A 26946-nucleotide genomic window follows, 5' to 3' on the forward strand; every position below is an offset into this window, starting at 1 on the left:
AAGGCGACCCGCAAATCGCCTTTAAAATTCATTTTTTAGGTAACAAAGCTTTCAAGGCATCTACCATATCATCCATCATTTTATCCGTATGATAAGGATTGGGGGTCAATCGCAATCGTTCCGTTCCTTTGGGCACGGTTGGATAATTTATTGGTGGTGCATAAATTTTGTATTCATCCAGTAAACGTTGACTTATTTTTTTGCATAACTCAGCCTCTCCAATAATTACGGGTACAATCTGGCTTTTTGTCTCGATAAAAGGAATATTGGCCTGTCTCAATTTTTCCTGAAACGTATGAATACGTTCAAACAATTTTTCACGACGCCAATTCTGCTGACGAACCAAACGAACACTTTTTAATGCCGCTGCCACAACGGATGGGGGTAGGGAAGTCGTAAAAATAAATCCAGCAGCAGCCAATCGTAAATACTCAATAATTTCACGTTTCGCCGTTACATATCCCCCATGTACACCAAAGCCCTTTGCAAGGGTTCCTTCAATAATATCAACCTGATTCGCTACACCATCCCTTTGAGAAACACCTCCCCCCTCTTTTCCATACAAACCGACAGCATGTACCTCATCTAAATAAGTTAAGGCATTATATTTGTGTGCCAATGCACAGATAGCCCCAATATCCGCAATATCGCCATCCATAGAATAGACACTTTCGAAAGCAATCAGTTTGGCAACATTTTTTGGAGCATTTGCAAGTTTATGTTCAAGATCCTGCAAATCATTATGTTTGAAAACCACACAATCAGCATTTTTAGCTCCTTTTATACCAGCAATCATAGAATTATGATTTTGCTGATCGGAAAAAGTCATCCAGTTCCCAGACATACTCGTTAGGATAGTTTGCAAACTCGCCTGGTTTGATACATAACCTGATACAAATAACAAGCCAGCCTCTTTACCATGCAAGTCTGCAAGTTCAGCCTCGAGCGCTTCATGTAAGGGATGGGTTCCGGCAATATTTCTTGTCCCACCTGCACCTGCACCATATTTTTGAATAGCCATAATGGCGGCATTCATGACTTCAGGTTCAATTCCCATACCCAGATAATCATTGGCTGACCAGGCTATAATCGGGGTTTCCTCTTTTGCATTAATCTTTCTATCATAAACAGGATAATGCATTGACTGACGACTTAATGGGGTAAAACGCCGATACCGTCCCTGTTTCTCTATATCTCCAAGCGCCTCTTTGCAATAGGCATAAAAAGGATGTGAAGATATTATGGGTTCTGACACAATTTATTCTCCTATTTTAAATCCCTCGGGATTTAAATGATTCAACATGACAAAACATTGTCTGAATAACCAATCCATTACGTCCTCATATAGAACATATAAAAATTTATCCAATAACCTTATTGTATAGTGACTTGGACAACATTTTTCTTGACCCCACCATCTGCCTTGGCATTCATTTGAATTTGCTCCGCCTTTGCACCCGCTCGGATTATTTCATTTGCAATTGCCCTGCCTTCATGCGCTGCAATATTAGTCATTTGTTCCTGCTGCATTACAGGATCAGATGAAATTGGGGTGACAGAAGTAATAACAAACAAGGCATCCGCTTTTCTTGACAACGCATCCTTTACCAAATTTGTCAAAGGTTTTTCCCATTGATCCTGGGGCGTTCCCTCTACAATTTCGATCGGTGGTGCGGGCGGAGGCGGAGGAGGTGGAGGAGGCGGGGGAATATAAGGAGCGGGCCTACGTCCTGCACTCGGGTTAAAAGTCCTTTGATCAACCAGCTTACAAGAACTTAATAAAAAAAAACCACTTAATAACAAGGAAACATAACGCAAATGACTGATCATAAAATTGACTTAAAGTGCAAAGTTGGAAAAGAACGCTAACAATCTCAATTAAACCTTAATAATTGATTTTACAATATAAAGAAATCCTTTACCCTTATATTTCTATTATTCAATAATCGAATTTATTCAATTACCCGAAATAAACCGTAAACTAAGACTGCTATTGACATGAAAGTTTCATTAAAAAAATTTGATCCTACACTTAATTCATATAAAAGATTGATAATCCTGTGCAATCACAACCTCATTTAGCATATTGTTAAAAAAGCTAACAAAAGATCAAATTTGTGGTAAATTATTAAGATTAATATTCACGTTATCAAAAAAACGTGATTAAATAGAGTTAAAGACGAAGAAAAGTTTTTATATTAATTTTCACAAGACGATTCGCCTTGGAAAATCTTTTTAACCTTAAAGGGAGATTTAACTATCATGGCTATTAAACTTGCAATTAACGGTTTTGGACGTATTGGTCGCTTGGTACTACGCAGCATCATTGAAACCGAACGCACTGATGCGGAAGTCGTATTGATTAACGACCTTGGCAGCCCAGAGGCCAATGCTCACCTTCTCCGTTATGATACGGTTCACGGTCGTCTTCCTGCAGATGTTAAAGTCGAAAATAATACAATGACCATTACAACACGTAATGGACGTAAAATTGGCCCAATCAAAATTACAGCCGAAGCAGATCCAACAAAACTTCCATTACAAGGTGTTGATGTTGCAATGGAATGCACAGGACGTTTCACAAGCAAGGAGGCCGCAAGTGCATTGCTTCAGGCTGGTGCCCGTAAGGTTCTTGTTTCCGCCCCCGCAAAAAATGTTGATGCAACCATTGTTTACGGTGTTAACCACAAAATTATCAATGGCAACATGACTGTCATTTCCAATGCATCATGTACCACAAACTGTCTTGCTCCTATCGCAAAGGTTCTTCAGGATACAGTCGGAATTGAACGGGGCAGCATGTTGACCATCCACTCTTACACAGGTGATCAACGCACGGTTGACACATTACATAAAGATCTCCATCGTGCCCGTGCCGCTGCACAAAACATCATTCCGACAACAACTGGTGCCGCAAAAGCCGTTGCATTGGTTATTCCTGAATTAAAAGGAAAACTGGATGGAATTGCCATTCGCGTTCCAACCCCTAATGTTTCTTATGTTGCTTTGGACTTTGTTCCAACCAAAACACCCGCTTCTGTTGAAGAGTTAAATGCCTATTTCAAAAAAGCGGCCGAAGGCGAGCTAAAGGGTATTCTTGGCTATAATGATGAACCACTCGTAAGTTCCGATTTCAACCATTGCTTTAACTCCTCAACCTTTGATGCAACACAAACCGGATTTATTGACAATGGTAAATTGATCCGTGTTGCTGGCTGGTATGATAATGAATGGGGTTTCTCAACCCGTATGACTGATACAGCTGTTGCCCTTGGGAATGCAAAATAATGGTTGAACAGAAAACTTTCAAAACCCTTGATGATCTTGATTGCAAAGGTAAGAAAGTTCTCTTGCGCGGGGATCTGAATGTCCCCATGCATGATGGCAGAATTACCGATACAACGCGTCTGGATCGTTTGGTCCCCACCATCAAGGAACTGGTTAAAAAAGATGCAAAGGTTATTCTGTGCAGCCATTTTGCCCGTCCAAAAGGCAAGGTGGTTCCAGAAATGTCTCTAAAACCAGTCGGTGAAGCTTTATCCAATATCTTAAAACAGCCTGTGGCTTTTGCTGATAATTGTGTTGGCCCTGATGCCCAGAAAGCTGTCACGTCAATGAAAGACGGTGATATTCTCTTACTTGAAAACACCCGCTTTCATGCTGGTGAAGAAAAGAATGATCCAGCGCTTTCTAGAGAGCTTGCTTCTTTGGCAGACGTTTATGTTGATGACGCTTTTTCAGCCTCCCATCGTGCCCATGCATCAACCGAGGGTGTTACCAAATTCCTGCCTTCATTTGCAGGTCGTCTAATGGAGGCTGAATTAAATGCATTGAATGCCGCCCTGGAACATCCTGACCGTCCAGTTGGTGCCATTATCGGCGGGTCAAAGATTTCCACAAAGCTTGATTTGCTTTCCAATATGATCAATAAGGTTGATGTATTGATTATTGGTGGGGCTATGGCCAATACCTTTCTTGCCGCTCAAGGTGTCAAGACTGGTAAATCCCTGCAGGAAGCCGACATGCATGAAACAGCTCGTGACATCATGGAAAAGGCAAAAGAACAAAATTGTAAAATTCTATTACCTGTAGATGTTGTTGTGGCCGCTGAATTAAAAAATAATCCAGCGACACAAACTGTTGATGTCCATGCCGTTCCCGATAACCAAATGATTTTGGATGTTGGGCCAAAAACGGTGAAATTACTTAACAAGTATCTAGCTGAGCTCAAGACCTTGGTATGGAACGGGCCTTTGGGTGCTTTTGAATTCACACCTTTTGATAAGGCAACCAATGAAGTGGCTCAAGAAGCTGCCAAATTAACCAAGGCTGGCAAGCTTAAAAGTATTGCTGGCGGCGGTGATACGGTTTCTGCCTTAAAACATGCTGGCGTTATCAATGAAATGTCTTATGTTTCAACCGCTGGTGGCGCATTTCTTGAATGGCTGGAAGGTAAAGCTCTTCCAGGTATTGTCGCCCTAACAACATTAGCTCAAGAAACAATGCCTTTATAGGTTTTTTAAAAAAACTTTTGAAACAAAAAAGGCTGATTTTTCAGTCTTTTTTGTTTTTCTACTTGAAATATGACAATCATATTCCCGATGAATTTTTTAATATCAATAGCAGTTTTATATTTTTCATAAGTATAAGTATAGGTTTTATAACTATCAACATCTGTTAAACCTCTATGAAAATTATGCCATTTTAACATAACAAAAATATTTTGTTTTCCATGAATTGGAAAAAATGGAAATATAAATAATCCTAAAATAATTTTTGCGATCTTGTTAACTGAAATCTTTTTACTTAAATCTATTGACTAGCCTTGGTTAACCCCAAATAATCTGCCAAACGATTAAATGCATTCAATCTTGCCTGATAACCATTTTGGCCTCCATTAACTTTACGTGTTACGGCCTTGACTGTAGCATCTGCTGAAATTGCAAGATCATGAACATTTGCAATATCAAACCAGTAAACAAATGCTGTCTCCACAGCATATTCATAATGATTTCTATCTGCAACCAAATCAGGATTGTTTAATAAATTATTAATATCATCGGGAAATTCTTGATGATGATAATCCTGCATTCTTCTATACAGATTTTTGCCTGTTATTTGAAGAAACCCCCTGCCTCTATATCTATATCCATCGCCACTTGCCTCATCACCATTCCCCATACGATCAGCATATACATAGTTACCTAATGCTTGTGGATGATGAGCATAATGAGAAGTTTGTGTCCACAATTTATCTCTTCGGACTCTTATTTTTTTGCATAATTTTTTTTTACACATCCGTAATGCTTGGTAACCAAATTTATCGCGCATTGCACTTACACGGTAATTTAAATTTTCCGCTATTGGTTGAAGTCCACTTTCAGCAGATATCTGAGATAGGAAATAAGCAATTTCCCGCTTATCTGTCATATTAAAATGATTGGCATTTCTATTAAGGTAAGGCAATGCTGTAGCGTTAACTCCATTCTTTCCTTTACCTGATGGATTTACAGCATCCAGCATACCAATCGTTATAATTTGAGGATAAACGGCATTTTTTGTTGCCTCACTTGCGGAGCCCTTTTGCTTTTCTCCTTCTTTTTGCCAGGGTTGAATAGATGACAGTTTCCTTTCAGCATGATTTATTACAAGCGAGGTTGAAGAATCTTGGGTCAGCAAACCCGTAAAATTATTCAAGTATATTGAAGTTTTTTTACCGGGTGTTATAACACCATCAGGATGTGTATAAAATTTACTCTGAAACTCAATGATTGTCTTTTTTGTAAGCGGACCACATATTTCACCAACATCGACATATGATGCCCCATGCCGTTTGAGTAACGACTGTACAATTATAACATCTTGACGGTTATTTACAGCATTACGCCCAACCGAATGACGAATGTTACGCATTTTAATTACTCATTGAATCCATTGACATTCATAATGATTTCTTTGGCACTGCCTTCACAAACTCCAAATTCTGGATGATATTCAAAATAAACATCAACCGAGCAAACATCCTCATATTGATCTTCCGCATTGACAAATGAACTTTCTATGGTTACTTCATCGCTATAAAGAGGAAAAAATGGCGCTTTATATTGCTCAAACTGATCACTTGCCCAGGAATCATTAAATCTGACTATAAACGACTTGGCCATTTGCAGTGCTGGAACATATTCGTTTCCAACGAACATCAGGGTCATTGTAATCTGCGATCTTGACCTGAAAATCTTATGACACCCCCGATAATAGCTTTCATTACTTGAAAGACGGTTTTCATCAACGATATTCATGAGTATATAGGGTGCTTTGGGGGTTGAAACTCGATTACCGCGACCTTGTATAATCGTTAATTCAGTTCCTTTAATAGGGATAGCCTTTTTTATGAATTTTCCTACCAAATTATACATTTCTTTATAACTTAAAGTGTATAATTCTGGAAATTCTCCATCTTTGGGAGCAACAACCATGACTTTGACATGTTTATTATCCTTTTTACTCATAGAATTAAGGCTTTCTTAAATTTTTTGTTTTGGAAATTAATTGGAATATTGATGTTATTGTTTTGGCATCTATTGAAAAAATTCTATTGATAAAAAACAAAAAAACGACCTACTATCAAGGTCGCTTCATCAAGCTATACTAATACTAACTTACTAAAATAATCTCAAAATCTGACAGAAAATTCAATAATGTTTGACTGTTTGTATCAATTTTTTTAGATATATTATAAGTGGCTTTTGCAAATATAAACTATAAATTCGCAACTTTGTTTTCAAACATTATGGAGCCATCAACGATATCCCTATAAAACCATTTATTATAGAAATAATCAAAATAATAGCTCAGTTATCAATATTAACTTCTGTAGTGGAAAGTTGAACTGTATCTCCCACCAATCCCTTGGCGAATTCTTCTGCAGAAAAATCGCGAAGATCTTCCGCCTTTTCACCAACTCCTACTGCATGGATTGGCAACTTAAATTTTTCAGCCAAGGCAATGACAATACCTCCTCGTGCTGTACCATCCAATTTGGTAATGATTAATCCACTAACATCAACCATCTCCTTAAAGATACGAACCTGTTCAATTGCATTTTGACCTGTTGTGGCATCCAAAACCAATAAAACAGAATGCGGCGCCGTTTCATCAAATTTACGCATGACACGAATGATTTTGGCAAGCTCCTCCATCAGGGCACTTTTATTATGCAAACGACCTGCCGTATCAATCAACAGCAAATCTGTTTTCTCATTTTTTGCACGTTTCAGGGCTTCAAAAGCTAGACCCGCCGCATCTGCCTGCGGTTTTCCTGATATAACCGATACACCAACCCGATCACCCCACACTTGCAATTGTTCCACTGCTGCCACACGAAAAGTATCCCCGGCAACCATCATCACCTTAAGCCCCTGATCAGTAAAAAACTGTCCCATTTTTCCAATCGTTGTCGTTTTTCCTGTCCCGTTTACGCCAACCATCAAAACAACATGGGGTTTCAAATCAGGATTGGGCTGAAATGGTACGGCAACTGGTTTTAGAATCTTGGAAATTTCTTCTGCAAGGGCCTGTTTTATTTCCTGATCCGTAACTTCCGAACCGAACCGGGTCTTACGAAAGGATTCAATAACATTTTCCGCTACTTCTGGGCCGAAATCAGCAGAAATTAGAATATCCTCCAATTGTTCAAGTGATTCATCATCCAATCGTCGTTTTGTAAAAACAGATGTTAAGTTGTTTCCCAATTTTTGCGTTGAACGGGAAAGCCCCTGTTTAAGACGAGAAAAAAAACCAAGCGCCATTTATATTCTTTCTACTATAATACCATCAGAATTACCCGAAATTACACGGGCTGAAATAATTTCACCGGGAGTTGCCTCCTTACCTGTTAAGGTTGCTGCGGAAAATTGTTCACTGTGACCACGATCAACCGTTTCCATCAAGATGGAAACCGTTTTATTAACAAAACATTCATGATATGAACTGGCTATTTTTGCACCCAAATTTCGCAACCGGGCCGCACGCTCTTTCCTTACGGAAACTGCAACGGCTGGCATCTGGGCCGCAGGTGTGCCCTTTCTTTCACTATAGGGAAAAACATGAAGATAGGGAATGGCAACTTTCTTTAGAAAATCGTATGTCTCCTGAAAATACGATTCATCCTCCGTCGGAAAACCTGCAATAATATCGGCACTTAGTCCGATATCAGGGCGTATTGAACGAAGTTGTTCAACCAATGATCCAACATCTTTGGTTTGATGACGTCTCTTCATCCGTTTTAATATCATGTCGGAACCTGCCTGAAGCGACAAATGAAGATGGGGCATAAAACGAGATTCGCTGGCCATTAAATCCCACAAAACCGGATCCATACCAATTGGATCAATTGATGATAATCTTAACCTTTTTAATTCCGGAACATCTTTTAGAATAGCCTTACACAGATCCCCCAACCTTCCTTTATGTTTCAGATCCCTTCCCCATGAAGCGATATCAACTCCTGTAAGAACAATCTCATTGTATTGCTGTTGGGTCAAAGCTTTTACCTGATCAACCACTCCCTTAACAGAAACAGACCGGGAAGGTCCCCGCCCAAAAGGAATAACGCAAAAAGTACAACGGTGATCGCATCCCTGCTGAATTTGAACAAAAGCCCTAGTCCGACCGGTAAAATCAGTTACAATCCGTCCCACGGTATTTTTCACCGTCATGATATCGGAAACCTGATTTCCTTGAGATAAAGCTGCCTCTGTCCAATTTTCCCCCTTTAACTTGTCTTCATTCCCCAATATTTGCTTCACACCCGGTAATGACGACCATTGTTCAGGATTGATTTGTGCGGCACAACCCGTGACGATAATACGTTTTTCGCCATCTTTTCGGTGTAGCCGACGAATTGCCTGTTTTGCCTGCCGTTCTGCCTCAGCTGTCACGGCACAGGTATTGACAATAACGACATTGTCAAGTTGCTCGGCATGCTGGCTCATTACCTCACTTTCATAACGGTTAAGCCTGCATCCAAAGGTAATGATCTGCGGTTTTTCCTTTTGGGTCTTTGACGTCATAAAGGGTAATGATCCAAATTAAATTGCCCGGTAAAAGAAAAATGAACAGGACCTGTCATCAATACATCATTAGAGGCTTCATCCCATTCAACAATCAAATTCCCACCATCCATTCTTACCTCGCAATAACGATCAGCCAAACCTCGCCGAACCGCATTCACAACAGAAGCACATGCACCGGAACCACAAGCCAGTGTTAACCCTGCCCCGCGTTCCCAAACACGAACCCGCATGTTTTGACGATCCAGCATCTGTACAAACCCTATATTTGCCCCTTCCGGAAACAAGGGGTCTTTTTCCAGAACCTGACCGCAAAATACAGGATCGACCGTAGATAAGTCCTCAACGAAAAATGTTACATGGGGATTTCCCATAGAAACCGCTGCCGGTTCCCCGGATAATGGCAAATATAAACTATCAACATCACGTTGTAGTGGAATATCACGCCAATTCATTTTTGGCTGTCCCATATTTACTTTTACTGTAAAAGCATCAATGACCTCGGTTGGCAGTAACCCAGCGCTGGTTTGTATGGTAAAATTCTTACGTTGAAATTTATCATGCAACCATGCCGTGACACAGCGTGAACCGTTTCCACAGGCACCTGCCTCATCTCCGCCAGGATTGAAAAAACGAACATAAACATCGGCTTTTTTATCTCTTGGAGCAGATAATATAATCAACTGGTCACAGCCAATCCCATAACGACGATCACATAGTTCGGCAATACGATTATTATTTAGCTGAATTCTGTTGACAGAATTATCGATAATGACAAAATCATTACCGATACCATGCATTTTACTAAAAGAAATATCCATTATTATTCTAACGTAACTATTGGTACTTAACTTGACTTAATTTATCAATGTAACACAAAAAACGCCAATTTTTTATGCCCATGACCGAATTAAACGATTTCCATCCCCATTCTTTTGATATTGCTGGTACAGAAAATGATCTTGAATATTATACGCACCATAAACCTGTACCTCTTATCGACCAAGGGGGATATAAAACTATTGAAGCCTTATATCATACTCTCATACAAAAAGGCGATACCATCCTCGACCTAATGTGTGGATCAAACAGTCATATTCCCGCGAATGTTCCATACCAAAATTTAATCGGTATTGATATCGATAACAATGCCTTACAACAAAATCATCAATTAACAAAAAAAATTCTTCAGGACATTAACCAAAATTTATCCCTTCCTTTACAAGATAACAGTGTCGATTATATTTGTCTGTGCTCAGTCATTGAATATTTGCGAAATCCTTTCGCTATTCTTGAGGAATGCTATCGGATATTAAAACCCCGAGGCAGAATAATCTTTTCTTTTTCCCCCCGATATTTAGCGACCCGCACTATTGCCTTATGGCAGGCACTTGATAACGGGGAGCGCCAGCGCTTTATCAAAATTCTTCTGAAACGATCAGGATTCAACAATTTCGATCAGGGAGAAGTTCACCCACCCGATAATCAGCCTCTCTGGAAAAGCAGCATATATAGTGTTGTTGCCAGTAAAATTTAATTTATGCTAATCATATTGGAATGAATCTGTAATGCGTCAACCTGCTTGTTATCTTCCCCATGGGGGCGGTCCGTGTTTTTTTATGGATGATCCTTATAATATATGGACCAATATGGGTGATTTTCTACATAAATTCCCTAAAACATTACCTAAAAAACCAGATGCCATCGTTGTCATTGCGGCTCATTGGGAAAGCGATCCGATCAAAATCCACCATCACCAAAATCCATCCTTGTATTATGATTATTATGACTTTCCCGAACATACTTATCAATTACAATATCCAGCATCAGGATATCCGCTTCTTGCCGAACAAATCCATACCCTTTTAACAGAACAGCATATTCAAAGTGAATTTGAAGAAAAAAGAGGATGGGATCATAGTGTTTTTATTCCCTTAAAAGTCATGTTTCCTGATGCCGATATTCCAATTGTGGAAATATCGCTACATAATAACCTTGATCCGGCATACCATTTTAATATCGGTCGGGCCCTTTATCCGCTACGCAATAAAAATATTTTAATTATGGGAAGTGGGATGAGCTATCATAACCTGCCCTTTTTATTTTCTGGTCAAGGCACCAGAGAGGCATATGCTTTTGATAACTGGTTAACCGATGTCATTTCCCTTCCCGCTTGTGATGATCGTGATAGATTATTGATTGAATGGGAAAAAACCGCCGGCGCACATTCGGCTCATCCACGTGCAGAACATCTTCTACCCTTGATGGCGGTTTCTGGCGCAGCAAGACAAGATCATGGAAAATGTATATTTAAAGATATAATTTTACATAAACCAATTTCTGCTTACCAATTTGGTTGATTATTATCAAAACAGAAAATATTCTCTTAATCATGCTTTAGTTTTTAACATATTCTACAGTATTAAATAATACTGACATTAATTTTCTTTTTTTATAAAAATTGTTTCATGATAATACAAAATAAATCCTTAAATATTTATTTTTAAGTTTGAAAAAATTTGTATTTAGAATATTTTATAAATATTGTAGATATGTTTTAACCCAATAAATATTGATAAACCGCTTTATGATATTATATCAACCTTGAATGTATCTGATAATAACCCCCATTTCACTCATTCTGTTTTTACAATTTCCCACAAAACCTTCATTTATTTAACAAAATCCACTTTGTTATATAGTTGATTTTTTGTTTAGATTTATAACCTACGTTTCGGATTCCTATATGCCATTTACTCAAATTCATTCCTCCCTTGCAAAAGCTATAGAAAATAAAGGCTATACAGCCTTGACTGCTGTTCAACAGGCTGTTCTTGAACAACAGAATAATGAACAAGATTTACTTGTATCTGCTCAAACCGGTTCAGGTAAAACCGTGGCTTATGGAATTGCCATGGCAACAACATTACTTGCTAATAAAGATCAGTTTGCCGCTGCAAAATTACCGCTAGCCCTGATTATCGCTCCCACTCGCGAATTAGCGTTACAAGTTCACCAAGAATTATCCTGGCTATATACAAATACCAAGGCCAAGATTGTAACCTGTATTGGCGGAATGAATGTTCGTAAAGAAGCTTATGCACTGGAAAAAGGCTGTCATATCGTTGTGGGAACACCCGGACGACTTTGTGATCACGTACGGCATAATCATCTTGATCTGTCTGGCCTGGACACAATTGTTCTTGATGAGGCAGATGAAATGTTGGACTTGGGTTTTCGTGATGAACTGGAGGAATTATTATCCGCATGTCCATCAAATCATAGAACCCTGCTTTTTTCTGCAACCATTGACAAAGATATTGAAAACCTGGCCCGACGATATCAGAAAAAAGCATTGAGAATTAATACAGTTCCCACCAATCAGCATAGAGACATTGAATATCACGCTTCTTTGATTCACCCAAAGGAGGTTGATAACGCCGTTATTAATTATTTACGTTTTATTGACAGCCCCACAGCAATGGTTTTCTGTGCCACCCGAGAACTCGTTCGTCATATGCAATCAACTTTGATTGAACGGGGCTTTTCATGTGTTGCCCTTTCTGGCGATCTTGGACAGGAAGAACGAAATCATGCCATTAAAAGTCTTCGTTCTGGTCAAATACGAGTCTGTGTTGCCACTGATGTCGCTGCCCGTGGTTTGGATCTACCCACTCTGGATCTTGTCATTCATGCTAGCCTTCCAACCAATTCCGCCACCTTATTGCATCGTTCAGGAAGGACTGGACGTGCCGGAAGAAAAGGTCGGTGCGTGTTAATTGTTCCTTCAAATCAACGCAATCGTGCCGAACGCCTATTGGCTCACGCTAAAGTAACAGCAAGTTGGGAAAACCCGCCTGATATGATGGCCATCCGTGAAAAGGATAACCAGCGTCTTCTTTCCAATCCTGCACTTTTAAGCAGCAAGGATATTATGGAAGAAGATCAACCTTTGATTCAGCAGTTGATTGAACAGTTCAATCTTAATGAACTTGCGAATGCTGTCATTTCATTTTATCGTTCAATTATTCCTAATCCCGAGGAAATTACAAACATATCCCTGCAGAAACAGCGCTCCGCCCCTTACAATAAGGAAAATAGAAGACAAAAATCATCAGAAAAATACGCATTTACAAACGGGGTCTGGTATGAAATTCCAGTTGGTCGAAATGAAAAAGCAGATCCTAAATGGCTTATTCCAACCATTTGCAAATCTGGTAATATCCAGAAAAAAGATATTGGAAATATTCGTATTTTTGATAACGCCACAAAATTCGAGATTTCCTCGGAAAAAAAAGATATTTTTAACAAAAATATTGCAAATGACAAATCCGTAAACATTTACCAAACGTCAGCCCCGTCTATTGGGGAAGGTGATAAAAAACCGGATTACAGGCGCAAAAGAAAAAATGGGTCGGATTTAAAAAAAACAAGAACCAGAAAGAAAACCGATTTTAAATACAAAGATAAATCGGGTCCATCATCTTCATCAAGAAAACGCAAAAAATAAATAAAGGGGCTTATGCCCCTTTACCAAATTCGTGTCACAAATTAAAAATTTAATTTGAAAATGGATGTGTCAAATCATGTATATCCTGTTTTGTATTATTTTTTAAATCTTTCCATTCCTGACGTCTTTGTTCCTGACGATATTTCATTTCTCTTCTGGGTTCATTCAGACGATCCTTGAAATCCTGCTTTTGTTGATCCCAGCGTGCTCTCTGATCCCTTTGATAATCCCTATAACGGTCCATACGTTCCTGCGCTTCTCTTTTGGGTCCATTCAGACGATCCTTGAAATCCTGTCTTTGTTGATCCCAGCGTGCTCTCTGATCCCTTTGATAATCCCTATAACGATCCATACGTTCCTGCGCTTCTCTTTTGGGCCCATTCAGACGATCCTTGAAATCCTGTCTTTGTTGATCCCAGCGTGCTCTCTGATCCCTTTGATAATCCCTATAACGATCCATACGTTCCTGGTTTTGCTGCATACGATCGCGAATTGCCTGATTATGCTGTATAACACGGTTATGAAAATTATCTTCCTTTTGTTGCAAATTCTGTATTACATCCTGAGCATGAACCTGAGAGACCAAATTCCCCATCATAAATACACTTAAAAAACTTGCAGAGATAATTAAACGTTTTGACAACATTTTCTTTCCTTCTTTATGAATCTAATCATCTTAAATCAAAACAAAATTCGGGCTATATTAAGGCATTAATGTAACAATAAATATCATAAACAGCTCCTGAACTGAATGAAACGAAAGGATGAAAAGTTATTAAATACCATCAAACTGATCCATGGCAGATGTTACATGTTTATTGTCATTTCACGAAATTGACAATAAAACCGCTTCCAACCTTTGCCAATCTGCTTGCCTGTATAACAATCCAAAACGCAACCAATTGGGATTATAATCAAATTTGCGTACCCAAATCCCATGAGAGGCCAAATGTTTCCATATATCATTCGCAGACCGATGATAAAATAAGCGAAATAAAAGCGTCCCACCCACAAGATTAAAGGAATGACTTTGCAAAAAAGCATCCAGACGTTTTTGTTGAATTCTCAATTTTTTTTCAGTTTCAATTTTCCACAAACCATCTTGTAAGGCCTCAGCAGCTATATGCAAGGCGGGTCCATTTACAGGCCATAAACCAAGCATATATCGTATTTTTTGAATAATTTCAGGTGAAGCCAGCAAAAATCCAACCCTTAACCCAGCCAAACCAAAAGTCTTTCCAAAAGATCGCAATACCAACAATCCTGGTGAAGGTAATAAATAAGCCATACTCTGCCCTGAAAAATCCATATAAGCTTCATCAAGGATAAGATGATTACCGGATGCACTCCATTTTTTTATCAAAGACTCTAATCTGGCCATATCAATTTTTCGACCATCTGGATTATTTGGATTACAAATAACCCCCACTACATTTTTTTGGGGGCAAAGCGTCTCAAAATCTTCAAAATTAACGACCCGTGTTACTTTTACCCCAGCCTGCCACCAAGATGAAATATACTCTTCATAGGTTGGATATAAAACATAAACCTCTTTTGCATTAAGCACAGTCGGCATTAACGATATCAAGATTTGGGTACCGGGCGCAAGCGCAACACAAGATTTATTCTTGCAACCATAATAGTCTGCAGCAACCTGCCGCAAATTTTCTTCATGAGAATAAGAGGGCAATTTTTCATATAAAGATATATCTAAAGAGGGAAGTGGATAGCTGTAAGGGTTAATTCCTGTTGATAAATCCAGCCATGATCCCGTAACCTCCGGAAAAAGCTTTTTCGCTTGGTCAAGGTTCCCCCCATGTTGAATATTCATATATTTATCTATATCCACTTTATTTAATTTATAGTTAAAACCATCTAAATTATGAAAATATCAATAAATCCACATGGCAGATTATGACAATTTAAATGATAAAGATTTTAAACATATTTTACAGAAAACGTAATATTGAAATCATGATTATTGCGCTCATGATTGACATGATATGGGGCGATCCAGAGAAAATTTATAAAAAAATTCCGCATCCGATATGTTACGTTGGAAAATTAATCCACTTTCTGGAACTTAAGCTCAATAAAAAAAATAAAAATGCAAATATTCAAAAAAGAAATGGTTTCATCACTTTATTTTTTAACTTTCTAGTCCCGGGATTAATAGCCCATCTTTTCCAAAAATTCGTGTTTGCCTTTTTTCGTCCGTATTTAGCAACTTTTTTATCAGGGATTTTTGGCAGTATTTTCATTGCACATCGCTCACTTTACGAACATGTTCACGCAGTTAGGGAAAAAATTGATCAAAATGATCTGGCAGGTGCTCGTATTGCGTTGAGTCACATTGTTGGAAGAAAAACAGATAATCTCAATATGTCGGAAATCTGTTGTGCAACCATTGAAAGTTTGGCTGAAAATTTTTCGGATGGTGTAATCTCTCCTGTTTTTTGGGGATATATTGGGGGATTACCCGGGCTACTTGTTTTTAAATCAATTAATACTGCAGATAGCATGATCGGGCATTTAACAGAACAATATCGGAATTTCGGCTACGCTTCAGCCAAAATGGATGATTACATGAACCTTGTTCCAGCACGACTATCCGCCCTTCTGATTTTACTTACAAATCCTAAAAAATTATTCCATAATCTAAAACCCGTTTGTAAAGATGCGCGAAAACACAATTCACCCAACGCTGGATGGCCAGAAGCAGCCATGGCTTACACTCTTAATATTCAGTTATTATGCCCACGCCACTATAAAGACCATATTGTTGAATCCCCACGAATAGGCCGAGAACGTAGTCAATTATATTCCGAGGATATTTGTAAAGCCTGTAAAATTTATTATTATGCAAGTTTTATAAAATTAGTTGTTTTAATAGCATTATACAAAATAATGACATATTTTAAATAAATAATAAAGGATTTTATATTGCTAAATTATAATTACATATGATATAAATGCTCAGGTTTTTTAGAAAAAATAATTATATTGATATTTTATATTTATTAAATCGATAAAACCCTACTTGCAGAGATTATTATAATCTCTCAAACCACCTAGCTACTTAACTTTATACTTAACCTTCTCAAATATTTGAGGAGGTTCTTTTTATACGATAATAGTTATAACAACGAAATTAAATTGTCAACTAAAATATTATCATTTATGAAATTCGCCCAATTATTCATCACCGAATCAAGCTGTTGTTCATACAATATTCCATCTCCTGACGAACCGAAATATGACAATAAATAATCCCTTACTTCATCACAATGAAAAATTCCGTGAAGATAGGTTCCAATCACTTGCCCATTGTCAGATATGGCTCCCTCAACCCGAGAATCATCCAAATAGGCAAAAGGCTTGTAGGTGCCATGATGTTTTGTCTGCCCTACATGCATTTCATAGCCTTCGCAGTCAATATCTTTTAAAGCCAAATGACCTGTAACCGCCTCTAATTTTTTTTCTGAGGACAGAATCGTATCACTTTTAAAAAAACCCAACCCCTTTATTCGATCATTACTCGATTCTTCAATGCCCAAAGGATCGAGAATCTGTTGTCCCAACATTTGATAGCCGCCACAAATTCCAAAAACATATCCCCCTCTCCTGACATGCGCCTTTATATCGATATCCCAACCAGTTTGATATAGAGCATTCAAATCTGAAATAGTATTTTTCGATCCGGGAATAATTATCACTTTGGTAAAAGCTGGGACAACTGATCCCGGAGAAATAAATTCAAGCAGAATATGCGGCTCATTTTTCAGAGGATCAAAATCATCAAAATTTGCAATATTTGGCAACAATAAAACAGAAATATGCAACTTGCCATATTGATATGATGATTTATCTGCTTTTAAGTCTGCGGCATCCTCAGCAGGCAATTTTCTCAATTCATCAAAAAAAGGCAACAAACCGCAATTTTTCCACCCTGTCTTATGGCTTATCCATTCCATTGTTTCCGTAAATAGGAAGGGATCCCCACGCATTTTGTTTACGATAAACCCTTTAACCAATTTTAAATCATTTGGCGATAAAATTTTATGCGTTCCAATCAAGCTGGCAATAACACCACCGCGATCAATATCCCCAATTAATATAACAGGTGCTTTCACAGCCTGAGCAAACCCCATATTGGCAATATCATTTTTCCGTAAATTTATTTCAGAGGCGGATCCAGCCCCCTCGATTAATATGATATCTGCTTTCCGTTTTAATAAATTAAAGCTTTCAATAACATAATCCAATAATTGCGGCTTGATTTCCTGATATTCCCTTGCCGATGCCTGCCCCCATATTTTGCCCTGAACAACTATCTGTGACCCTTGAACATTATGCGGCTTAAGCAAAACCGGATTCATATGAACAACAGGATCAACCCTACAAGCAAAAGCTTGCAAAGCCTGCGCCCGTCCAATCTCACCCCCGTCTACCGTTACCGCCGCATTGTTCGACATATTCTGTGGTTTAAAAGGTAAGACATTATATCCTTTATTTGTCAGGGCCCTTGCAATTCCAGCAACCAGAACCGATTTTCCCACGCTTGAACCTGTTCCCTGAAACATCAGGATTTTAGCCATTAGTACTCTATCCCTTTTTGTGCCTTGATACCAGCATTGAATGGATGTTTGATTAATTTCATTTCTGTGACCATATCTGCTGCATCAATAAGCTTTTGGGAAGCATTGCGACCTGTTATAACAACATGCTGCATTTTGGGGCGCTGTTGTAAATCCCTTATAATCTGGTCAGGGTCAAGATAATTGTAACGTAGGGCTATATTCAATTCATCCAAGACAACCAGCGATATATTTTCACGGTTCAAATAGTCCAACGCCAACGACCAGGCCGCCTGACAGGATTCAATATCCTTTTGTTTATCTTGGGTGTTCCAGGTAAAACCTTTACCTAAAGTATGCCATTCAAGCAAATCAGGAAAAAATTCAACCATTCTTTGCTCACCCGTTTTCCACTCAGGTGCTTTGATAAATTGAATAACAACACTTTTAAATCCGTAACTCAAATGACGAAACAAAAGACCGAAAGCAGCCGTTGACTTGCCTTTTCCCGTTCCGGTATGCACCATCAACAGCCCTTTTTCTTCTGTCTTGGAGGCAACAATGGTTTTTTGCAATTGTTGCCTTTTTTGCATTTTTCGTTTGTGATGAAGCGCATCATCATTCATATCAATTTTCCTGTTTCAACTAAATTTTAATATTCAGGGGACATCCGGCAACAACCATCGTAAATTTATGAGCAATGGCTGCCATTTTCTGATGTAAAATTCCCGCTTCGTTAATAAATTTTCTCGCTAACGCATTATCTGGAACAATACCCTGTCCAACCTCATTACTGACAATTATAATATTTCCATGAAATGTCGTTAATGCGGAAAGAAATTTATCAGTCTCCTCTTTTATATTTCGGTTATCCATTAATAGATTGGTCAACCATAAGGTTAGGCAATCGACCAGAATTGAATGAACATTATTCGTATTTATAATATCTGCAAGATTGACGGATTCCTCTATGGTTTGCCATCCCTGTCCTCTTCTTTTCTGATGAACGGCAATTTTTTCCTGCATTTCATGATCCATGCAACGCGCCGTTGCAAGATAAATCCACGGTGACGGATAAAACATAACCTGATTTTCGGCAAATCTGCTTTTCCCCGATTTCGCCCCACCCAATACAAAATGAATCATGATTCCATTACTTTTTATAAATATACCTTTCTTCTAAAAAGATATACCATATTCGTAAACATATCACCTGCTTAAAACCCTTGTAAAAAGGAAAAACTATGAAACCTCAAATTCTCCAATTAGTACCTGTCTGCAAAAAATTCCAGGAACAAATCAATACTCACTTCACCAATCATATTAGCCTTAATAAATTGCCTGATTCTCCTGAAATTCTCAAAAAAATCGAAGCTGTAATTACAAATGGTGTTGTTGGTGCTCCATCAGATATGCTTGATCAACTTCCCAATCTAAAACTCGTGACAGTCCATGGGGTGGGATATGACAATGTTGACTTGCAGAAATTAAAAGAACGTCAAATCAAACTAAGTATTGCTACAAATGCACCAACTCAGGACGTAGCCGACATGGCAATCGCATTATTATTGGATGTATCCCGTCAAATAACCCTGCGTGACCAATATATACGCAAAAATGAATGGGAAAAAGGAAACTATCCTTATCAAGGAAGTTCCATTTCCAATAAGAAAATAGGAATCATGGGAATGGGTCATATTGGTCAGGCCATTGCCCAACGTTTACATGCATTTGATAATGAAATTGCCTACACAGCAAGACATCAGCGTCCTGGAGTAAAATGGAAATATATTCCCTCCTTGATCGAATTGGCCAAGATATCAGATATCCTAATAATTGCCGCCAGCGGCGGTCCCTCATCCAGACACGCTGTTAATCGCGAAATCCTTGAGGCACTTGGTGAAAGAGGGTTCGTCGTTAATATCGGACGCGGCAGTATCATTGATGAAAATGCATTGATAGACTGCCTGAAAAACAAAAAAATAGCTGGAGCCGGACTGGATGTTTTTGAACATGAACCTCATGTTCCAGAAACCTTACGTTTGTTAAAAAATGTTATCATGACCCCTCATTCAGCAGGCGCGACTTATGAAACCTCAAAACGTATCGGCGCAAAAATCCTAAATTCCCTGGAATGTTTTTTTAAAGGTGAAAACCTCCCTGATGAAGTGCATTTTTAAAAATCAATTTTTCAAAAATTGAAGAAATACAAAAACATGTAACTCAACTCTATTTAATGTTCACTCTTTCCTGACCCTGTTCTTTAATGGATCAGGAAAGATATCCCTCTTCCCATAATTGTTTTCAAGTTAGCATTTAAGTTTGGCTAGGCATTTTCTACAAATAAATATTTTTCTCAACACCTCCATACCTTTTCACCCAACTTCTCTTGGACACATCCATCCACTCAATCACCAATTCCACCTCTGTTCGATTATTTTCGATTAACCGGGCATTCGGTTCATCCGTTTGTTCAACCCAGGTCTTTGCCTCTTTAGGCGTACGACCGAAATAGCAATGCCGATTGATTAAACGCTGCTGCCGTTCCTGTTGAGGTGCCATAACAAACCATTTCTCGTCAAACAGTTCAGCCAGATTTTGCCAGTCCCCTTGTGTCAAACATAAATAATTACCCTCGGTAATGATCAACTCTGTTTCAGGAAAAACGGGAATGGAACCGGCAATTGCCTCTTCAATGGTTCGATCAAATTCCGGGGCATAAATGACTTCATCATGCTTTTGATTTCTCAGTCTCTGAAGTAAGGCAAGATAGCCTTTCACATCAAATGTATCCGGTGCCCCTTTACGTTCTTTACGACCCAATCTTTCCAATTCTTTATTTGCCAAATGAAAACCGTCCATCGGAACAAGAACCGAACAGTCTGGTAAGGCTTGCTGCAAAAGACGGGCAACCGTTGACTTTCCCGATCCTGGAGCACCTGCGATGGCCAAAATTTTACGCATTCCCTCTGCACAAAGCGCCTTTGCCCTTTCTATGTAAGAAACAGGCAAGATTAAGTCTTCCAATGGTGTCTCACTTTTATACTGCATTTCAACCTATTCTATTAAAACAAGGAATCTCATAATATTCAATAATATATCGTGACGTTGTATTTCAACAAACGTCTCTTGCCTTGGTTTTGTAAAAATCGTAAATTCAATCTCTCACAACAATTTATGTAATTTCCGATTAAAGGTTTTTTATGCAACCATCTCGCATCCCGGCAACCATTATTTCAGGCTTTCTTGGTTCAGGAAAAACAACCCTATTGCGTTCAATCATGAAAAAAAACGCCAATAAGCGAATAGCCATTATAGTTAACGAATTCGGCTCTCTGGGTATTGATGGTGAGATCCTAAAAAAATGTGCTGTTCCAGGATGTGAGGAGGAAAATATTGTTGAACTGGCAAATGGATGTATCTGCTGCACAGTTGCGGATGAATTTCTGCCAACAATGGAGTCATTATTAAACCGTCCGTCTCCACCTCAACACATCATTATAGAGACATCCGGGCTGGCATTACCAAAACCTTTAATCAAGGCGTTTAACTGGCCTGATATCAAAACCAAAATGACTGTTGATGGTGTGGTTACTGTTGTGGATTCCCCCGCTGTTATTGCTGGACGTTTCGCGGATGACCCAGAAAAAATCGCTCAACAACGTCAGGCTGATCCATCACTCGATCATGACAATCCCCTGCAGGAAGTTTTTGAAGATCAGCTTAATTCCGCAGATCTTGTCCTTCTCAATAAGGTGGATCTCATCACCTCAGAACAACTTGGGTATCTAACTGATGAAATTAAAAAACAAATTCCAAAAGCCGTGAAAATTCTGCCTCTTTCACACGGAAAAATCGAGCCAGAAGTGATCCTGGGTATTCACGCCGGGGCTGAAAATGATTTACAGACACGTCCCTCTCATCATGATGGTGTGGATGAAGATCATGAACATGATGACTTTACAAGTTTTGTTGTCAATATTCCTCCAATCTCGAGTCCAAAAGCCTTGGAAAACAAACTCCTTCAACTCACAAACCTGCACGATATACTACGCATTAAGGGTTATATCCAGGTTATCGATAAACCGATGCGCCTTGAAATACACGGGGTCGGTGAACGCTTTAGTTATCATTTTGACCGTCCATGGTATCAAGATGAAAAACCTCAAGGACGATTAATCATCATTGGACAGAAAAGCATCAATCAAAAGGCCATTCAGGCAGCCTTGGAAACACAAATTTAATAATGCATATCCTGGTTCGAGAAATTACAAGTCTGGATGAACAGGCACCGGCTGAAGATTTGCAACATGAACCAGCCGATATTGTCTTTCTATCCTTTTCCGATAATGACCTGAATGTGATGGCGAGTTGCATAGCGCAGCAACCTGAAAATTCTCCATCAATACAGCTAGTTTCTCTTAACCGTCTTCGTCATCCAATGTCTGTCGACCTCTATCTGGATCAGACAATCAGTAAGTCCAAATTCATAATTTTAAGATTATTAGGAGGAATTGAGGCATGGCGCTATGGTACGGAAGAAATCCACAACTTATGTCAGTCCCGTCACATTCCCCTGGCCATTATTTCTGGCGAAAATTATGAAAATCCCCATTTTGATAATCTTTCCACTATTCCCGCCAACCTGTTAAATCAATTCAAGGAACTGTTCCTGGCTGGTGGAAAAGAAAATTACAGTCACATCCTAAATCTTGCCGCCCATCATCTTGACCATAAAATAGGGCAATCAATTACCCCACACATTTTACCGATGGTTGGGGAATATCCCTTACCTTATCCATTTCATGCCCATCAAAATCTAGCGGTAATATTGTTTTACCGCTCTCATTTGCTGGCCAACAATATCGAACCTATTCTTTCCCTCGCACAATCCTTATTCAGAAAAGGCATAAATATCAAGGCTGTTTATCTGACCTCTCTAAAAGACCCAGAAATTTCCCATTGGGTTGGGCAATATCTCTACCAAAATCACCCAACAATAATTTTAAACGCCACATATTTTTCTATACAGCAAGATTATAATCATTCCCTTTTTAGAACATTTAATGTGCCAGTCCTGCAAATTCTTCAGCCTAGTAACAGTAAACATTTATGGAAAAAAAGTTTTCGTGGCCTATCCCAAACCGATCTTGCCATCCAGGTTGTTTTACCTGAACTTGACGGTAAAATCTCGACAACTGCCATAGGATTTAAAAAAGAGAAAAATAACCAAACACGGTATGAACCTTATCAAAAAGGAATAGATCTCGTTACAAACCGTGTTAACGGATGGGTTAATTTAAGAAAAAAAAACAATCATGACAAGAAAATTGCTATTATTCTTTCAAATTACCCAGGTGTCAGCGGACAAGAAGGACATGCCGTCGGTTTGGACAGCTTTGCCAGTCTTGAACATATTTTACAATGGTTGAAAAAGAATGGATATCAAACAGGATCCGTAATTCCCGACTGTAAAAATTTAATCCAGATTTTATGTCAGTCAGGTACCAGGGCCACTTTATCCCTGACTGATTATAAACAATATTTTTCCACACTTTCGACGACATTCAGAGAAAGGGTTTTGGCATACTGGCCAGAATTTGAAACAGATGAAACGCTGCAAAAAGAAAATTTTACCATACGATATATTCAATTAGGCCATATCATCTGCGCGATCCAGCCTGAAAGAGCTGATTCAAAAAATCATAAAAACACTTATCATGATCCAGATATTCCACCATGCCATGGTTATATCGCTTTCTATTTATGGTTACGCCATCAAGAATCCATTGATGCCATCATTCATCTGGGAACGCATGGTACACTGGAATGGCTACCAAGCAAGGCAACCGCAATTTCCGATCATTGTTCCCCTGCTGTATTGCTGGGTGGCTTACCCGTCATCTATCCCTTTATTGTTAACAATCCAGGTGAGGCAGCCTGCGCAAAAAGACGTCTCGGTGCTGTTACCATCGGACATTTAACGCCTCCTGTCAATAAGACAATCCTTAGCGGCGATGCCGCAGAACTAGAACGGTTAATCGATGATTATGCTGAAGCTGATGGTTTGGACCATCGACGCAGCAAACTTCTTCTCGGGACTATTCTAGATAAAGCAGAATCCTGCGGTTTATTGGCTGAAACAGGCATCAACCGCAAGGAAAGCGGCGATGAGGTCGCCCTGAACCATCTGGATGCCTATTTATGTGATGTCAAGGATTTGCAAATACGGGAAGGGTTACATATTTTTGGTAAACCTCCAATTCAATTCCAGCATCTTCTAGAAACAATAAAACATTATGCCCCCGATAAAATATCAGAGATTGAATCAAATCTTTACCAATGTGCCGAGCAGGAAAAACAATCTCTCCTAAACGCTTTGAATGGAGAATTTATTCAGCCTGGCCCTGCTGGGGCACCCACAAGAGGAAAACTGGATGTTCTCCCAACCGGACGTAATCTGTATACGGTTGATCCACGTGGTATTCCCACTCGTACTGCCTATCTTCTGGCAGAAAAGATGGCAGGACAGCTTTTGCTGAAATTTATACAGGAAAATGGTGATCACCTGCGACATATTGTTATTGATTTATGGGGAAGCACCAATCTTAGAACAGGCGGTGAGGACCTGGCTCTGGCCTATATTCTCATGGGGGTCAAACCCATCTGGGATACAAGTTCAAATCGTGTTACTTCAATTGAAATCATCCCATTGGCAAAATTGAACCGACCGCGCGTCGACGTAACACTCCGCATTTCAGGATTTTTCCGTGATGCGTTTGAAGATCAGATCACATTGTTTGATCAAACGGTTAAAACCCTTGCCCAACGTGCCGAAGATAAAGATTGGAATTACTTGGCATATCTCTTTCAAAATACCCCCCCCGGAAGCCATCATTCCCGGCTTAATCGCATTTATGGTACAGCCCAACGCACATATGGAACGGGCATAGAATATGCCTTGAATACTGGAAATTGGCGTGAACAAGCGGAACTGGGCGAAAAATGGCTGGAAAATTCAGCATATAGTTATGGAAACGGGCAAGATGGCATTTACGATAGACAAGGGCTTTCAGAACGTTTAAAAACAACACAGGCTTTTTTTCACAGTCAAGACCATGCCGAAATTGACCTTCTGGATAGCGCTGACTACGCTGCCCATGAAGGTGGTTTTGCGGCAGCTGCAAAACTCTTTGACAATACACCCAACTTATATCACGGTGACACTTCAAAAGCAGAAAATCCAAAAATCCGTTTATTGGTTGAGGAAGTCAACCGTATAGTGCGTGGACGTGTTGCCAATCCCATGTGGATAAAGGCAATGATGAATCATTCCTATCGTGGAGCCGCGGAAATAGCCCGTTCTGTCGATGCACTTTTCAGTTTTTCAGCAACGCTTTCCCATTGTTTTGATCAACAGTTTGAACTCGTCTTTGCAGCAACGCTTGGAAATGATACTGTTAACCGATTTTTACAAAATTCTAATCCAGCGGCAAAAAAATCCATTCAAAATCGCTTCAATGAATCCCTTAAACGTGGCTTGTGGCATCCAAAATCAAACAGCGTTTTCATGAAACTGGAAGAAAGCGATGAATAATATACGTCGGGGATGGTGTCCATCGCTTTATCATCCTATGGTGACAGGAGATGGATGGTTATGTCGAGTTAAGCCTTCTTTTGCAAAATTAACCAGTCGACAGGCCCGTTTTATTGCAAGATCAGCATCTGATTTGGGAAATGGCTTTATTAATTTATCACAAAAGGCCAATCTGCAACTACGGGGGTTTACCCGGGAACATATCCAACAATTCATGCCTTTAGCCAAAAATGAGAATCTATGCAGTCCCGATGCATTGGAAGAAGGTAAACGCAATATTCTTATTTCACCCTTGGCCGGTATCGACCCTTCTTGCCACCAAGATACCATACGCTATGCCCAGTGTATACAACATGAAATCATTGAAAATGAGACTGTAAAATTTCTGACTGGCAAATTCAGTTTCGTTATTGACGGGGGCGGGTTATTCCCCTTAACCCGTCATCATGCCGATATTAATCTACGTATCCATCATGACCAATGGATTTTGCAATTAGGTCATGCAAAACAGGTAATACCCTGTAACTTGGATAATTGTGCCAAACTGCTTAAACAGATTTTGCAATTTTGCCATAAACACAATTATTTCCGCCTGCTTCATCAAGACTATGCTGATCAATTTATAAAGGAAAATTCATGCTCCAAACAATTCTATACCTATCCAACTTCAATTGAAAAACTTTCAATTGGTCAATTTTCACATGGTTATCATCTCGGCATTCCCTTTGGATTGCTCCATAGTCAAGATTTAAGTCTACTGGCAGACATCTCTGATCAATATGGAAATTCCACCCTGCAGCTCACCCCCGATCGGACAATTATACTGCCCTATTGTTCAAACGCAGCTCATACCCATTTGAAATCATTTATTACCGATAAACAGGATCCTCGTTTAAATATCATCTTATGTCCGGGTAAACCCTATTGTCTTCAGGGAATGCAACCCGTGATGAAAGATGTTAAAAAACTTATACGCTTCTGGCATTCCAAACTACAGACACTGCATATATCTGGCTGTGCAAAAGGATGCGCATCTCCCCTGAAAAATCCTTTAACCCTATGTGCAACCCCCAAGGGATATAATTTTATATTACACGGCAGGGCAAATGATGAAAGCCTTTACAAAAATCTAGACTTGGAAGAAATCAGCGCTAAACTCATTACATATTCTGAAATGAAATAGGAAAAACA

The 26946-nt window shown here is 39.1% G+C and carries 23 protein-coding genes; 10 read left to right on the plus strand and 13 right to left on the minus strand.

Annotation, left to right across the window (positions count from 1 at the left end):
• Window positions 1-28: 28 nt before the first annotated feature.
• Both hemA and GM552_RS07255 read right to left on the minus strand, forming a co-directional pair.
• The gene (gene hemA, locus GM552_RS07250; RefSeq protein ID WP_231504020.1) at window positions 29-1255 is read right to left on the minus strand and encodes a 5-aminolevulinate synthase; all 1227 of its coding nucleotides are present in this window, start codon (window positions 1253-1255) and stop codon (window positions 29-31) included.
• A 119-nt stretch (window positions 1256-1374) separates the two neighbouring features.
• The gene (locus tag GM552_RS07255; protein ID WP_155565858.1) at window positions 1375-1830 is read right to left on the minus strand and encodes a hypothetical protein; all 456 of its coding nucleotides are present in this window, start codon (window positions 1828-1830) and stop codon (window positions 1375-1377) included.
• Between the two features lie 432 nt (window positions 1831-2262).
• On the opposite strand from GM552_RS07255, the gene gap reads away from it, so the two are divergent.
• On the plus strand, window positions 2263-3288 hold the full coding sequence (gene gap / locus GM552_RS07260; RefSeq protein ID WP_155565859.1) for a type I glyceraldehyde-3-phosphate dehydrogenase: 1026 nt from the start codon (window positions 2263-2265) through the stop codon (window positions 3286-3288).
• On the plus strand, window positions 3288-4514 hold the full coding sequence (locus GM552_RS07265) for a phosphoglycerate kinase (protein WP_155565860.1): 1227 nt from the start codon (window positions 3288-3290) through the stop codon (window positions 4512-4514). Before gap ends, GM552_RS07265 begins: the two co-directional genes overlap by 1 nt.
• Before the next feature lie 298 nt (window positions 4515-4812).
• Here GM552_RS07265 and GM552_RS07270 read toward each other — a convergent pair whose 3' ends face one another.
• The 5 genes from GM552_RS07270 to dapF all read right to left on the minus strand — a co-directional run bounded on the left by GM552_RS07270 (window position 4813) and on the right by dapF (window position 9892).
• Window positions 4813-5913, minus strand: a complete 1101-nt coding sequence (locus GM552_RS07270) for a peptidoglycan-binding protein (RefSeq protein WP_155565861.1) — start codon at window positions 5911-5913, stop codon at window positions 4813-4815.
• 5 nt (window positions 5914-5918) lie between these two features.
• Window positions 5919-6509: an LIC_12616 family protein gene (locus GM552_RS07275; protein ID WP_155565862.1), complete on the minus strand. Its 591-nt coding sequence runs from the start codon at window positions 6507-6509 to the stop codon at window positions 5919-5921.
• Between the two features lie 342 nt (window positions 6510-6851).
• Entirely contained in the window at window positions 6852-7808 is a 957-nt protein-coding gene (ftsY, locus tag GM552_RS07280) for a signal recognition particle-docking protein FtsY (protein ID WP_155565863.1), read from the minus strand.
• The gene (gene mtaB, locus GM552_RS07285) at window positions 7809-9071 is read right to left on the minus strand and encodes a tRNA (N(6)-L-threonylcarbamoyladenosine(37)-C(2))-methylthiotransferase MtaB (protein ID WP_155565864.1); all 1263 of its coding nucleotides are present in this window, start codon (window positions 9069-9071) and stop codon (window positions 7809-7811) included.
• Window positions 9068-9892 (minus strand): diaminopimelate epimerase, encoded by an 825-nt coding sequence (dapF, locus tag GM552_RS07290; RefSeq protein WP_155565865.1) that lies wholly within the window; start codon window positions 9890-9892, stop codon window positions 9068-9070. Before dapF ends, mtaB begins: the two co-directional genes overlap by 4 nt.
• Window positions 9893-9972: 80 nt before the next feature.
• On the opposite strand from dapF, the gene GM552_RS07295 reads away from it, so the two are divergent.
• The 3 genes from GM552_RS07295 (at window position 9973) to GM552_RS07305 (ending at window position 13581) form a co-directional block, all read left to right on the plus strand.
• Window positions 9973-10608, plus strand: coding sequence for a class I SAM-dependent methyltransferase (locus GM552_RS07295; protein WP_155565866.1), 636 nt, complete (start codon window positions 9973-9975; stop codon window positions 10606-10608).
• Between the two features lie 31 nt (window positions 10609-10639).
• On the plus strand, window positions 10640-11431 hold the full coding sequence (locus tag GM552_RS07300; RefSeq protein ID WP_155565867.1) for a class III extradiol ring-cleavage dioxygenase: 792 nt from the start codon (window positions 10640-10642) through the stop codon (window positions 11429-11431).
• Window positions 11432-11817: 386 nt separating this feature from the next.
• Window positions 11818-13581 carry a DEAD/DEAH box helicase gene (locus tag GM552_RS07305; RefSeq protein WP_155565868.1) on the plus strand — a complete coding sequence of 588 codons (1764 nt, stop codon included), beginning with the start codon at window positions 11818-11820 and terminating at the stop codon, window positions 13579-13581.
• A gap of 49 nt (window positions 13582-13630) precedes the next feature.
• On the opposite strand, the gene GM552_RS07310 is transcribed toward GM552_RS07305, so the two are convergent.
• Window positions 13631-14227, minus strand: a complete 597-nt coding sequence (locus tag GM552_RS07310) for a hypothetical protein (protein ID WP_155565869.1) — start codon at window positions 14225-14227, stop codon at window positions 13631-13633.
• A 180-nt stretch (window positions 14228-14407) separates the two neighbouring features.
• On the minus strand, window positions 14408-15412 hold the full coding sequence (gene cobD / locus GM552_RS07315) for a threonine-phosphate decarboxylase CobD (protein ID WP_155565870.1): 1005 nt from the start codon (window positions 15410-15412) through the stop codon (window positions 14408-14410).
• Between the two features lie 95 nt (window positions 15413-15507).
• Here cobD and cbiB point away from each other — a divergent pair, with 95 nt between their 5' ends.
• Window positions 15508-16506: an adenosylcobinamide-phosphate synthase CbiB gene (gene cbiB, locus GM552_RS07320; RefSeq protein WP_155565871.1), complete on the plus strand. Its 999-nt coding sequence runs from the start codon at window positions 15508-15510 to the stop codon at window positions 16504-16506.
• 212 nt (window positions 16507-16718) lie between these two features.
• Here cbiB and GM552_RS07325 read toward each other — a convergent pair whose 3' ends face one another.
• The 3 genes from GM552_RS07325 to cobU are packed head-to-tail and all read right to left on the minus strand — an operon-like array spanning window position 16719 to window position 19304.
• Window positions 16719-18164 carry a cobyric acid synthase gene (locus GM552_RS07325; RefSeq protein ID WP_196424878.1) on the minus strand — a complete coding sequence of 482 codons (1446 nt, stop codon included), beginning with the start codon at window positions 18162-18164 and terminating at the stop codon, window positions 16719-16721.
• Between the two features lie 14 nt (window positions 18165-18178).
• A complete protein-coding gene (cobO, locus tag GM552_RS07330) occupies window positions 18179-18784 on the minus strand; it encodes a cob(I)yrinic acid a,c-diamide adenosyltransferase (protein ID WP_155565873.1) in 606 nt (201 codons plus the stop codon).
• Between the two features lie 19 nt (window positions 18785-18803).
• Complete coding sequence (cobU, locus tag GM552_RS07335) at window positions 18804-19304, minus strand: bifunctional adenosylcobinamide kinase/adenosylcobinamide-phosphate guanylyltransferase (protein WP_155565874.1); 501 nt, start codon at window positions 19302-19304, stop codon at window positions 18804-18806.
• Between the two features lie 98 nt (window positions 19305-19402).
• Between cobU and GM552_RS07340 the strand changes: the two genes are divergently transcribed.
• Window positions 19403-20338: a 2-hydroxyacid dehydrogenase gene (locus tag GM552_RS07340; protein WP_155565875.1), complete on the plus strand. Its 936-nt coding sequence runs from the start codon at window positions 19403-19405 to the stop codon at window positions 20336-20338.
• A 157-nt stretch (window positions 20339-20495) separates the two neighbouring features.
• On the opposite strand, the gene GM552_RS07345 is transcribed toward GM552_RS07340, so the two are convergent.
• Window positions 20496-21209, minus strand: coding sequence for a nucleoside/nucleotide kinase family protein (locus GM552_RS07345; RefSeq protein WP_155565876.1), 714 nt, complete (start codon window positions 21207-21209; stop codon window positions 20496-20498).
• Window positions 21210-21361: 152 nt separating this feature from the next.
• Here GM552_RS07345 and cobW point away from each other — a divergent pair, with 152 nt between their 5' ends.
• The 3 genes from cobW to GM552_RS07360 are packed head-to-tail and all read left to right on the plus strand — an operon-like array spanning window position 21362 to window position 26938.
• Window positions 21362-22402 carry a cobalamin biosynthesis protein CobW gene (cobW, locus tag GM552_RS07350; protein ID WP_155565877.1) on the plus strand — a complete coding sequence of 347 codons (1041 nt, stop codon included), beginning with the start codon at window positions 21362-21364 and terminating at the stop codon, window positions 22400-22402.
• A 2-nt stretch (window positions 22403-22404) separates the two neighbouring features.
• Window positions 22405-25755 (plus strand): cobaltochelatase subunit CobN, encoded by a 3351-nt coding sequence (gene cobN / locus GM552_RS07355; RefSeq protein WP_155565878.1) that lies wholly within the window; start codon window positions 22405-22407, stop codon window positions 25753-25755.
• Complete coding sequence (locus GM552_RS07360; protein ID WP_155565879.1) at window positions 25748-26938, plus strand: hypothetical protein; 1191 nt, start codon at window positions 25748-25750, stop codon at window positions 26936-26938. The genes cobN and GM552_RS07360 overlap by 8 nt, the downstream gene beginning before the upstream one ends.
• The last annotated feature ends 8 nt before the right edge of the window (window positions 26939-26946 follow it).

It is taken from the genome of Commensalibacter sp. ESL0382, from assembly GCF_009725775.1.
Lineage (GTDB): Bacteria > Pseudomonadota > Alphaproteobacteria > Acetobacterales > Acetobacteraceae > Commensalibacter > Commensalibacter melissae.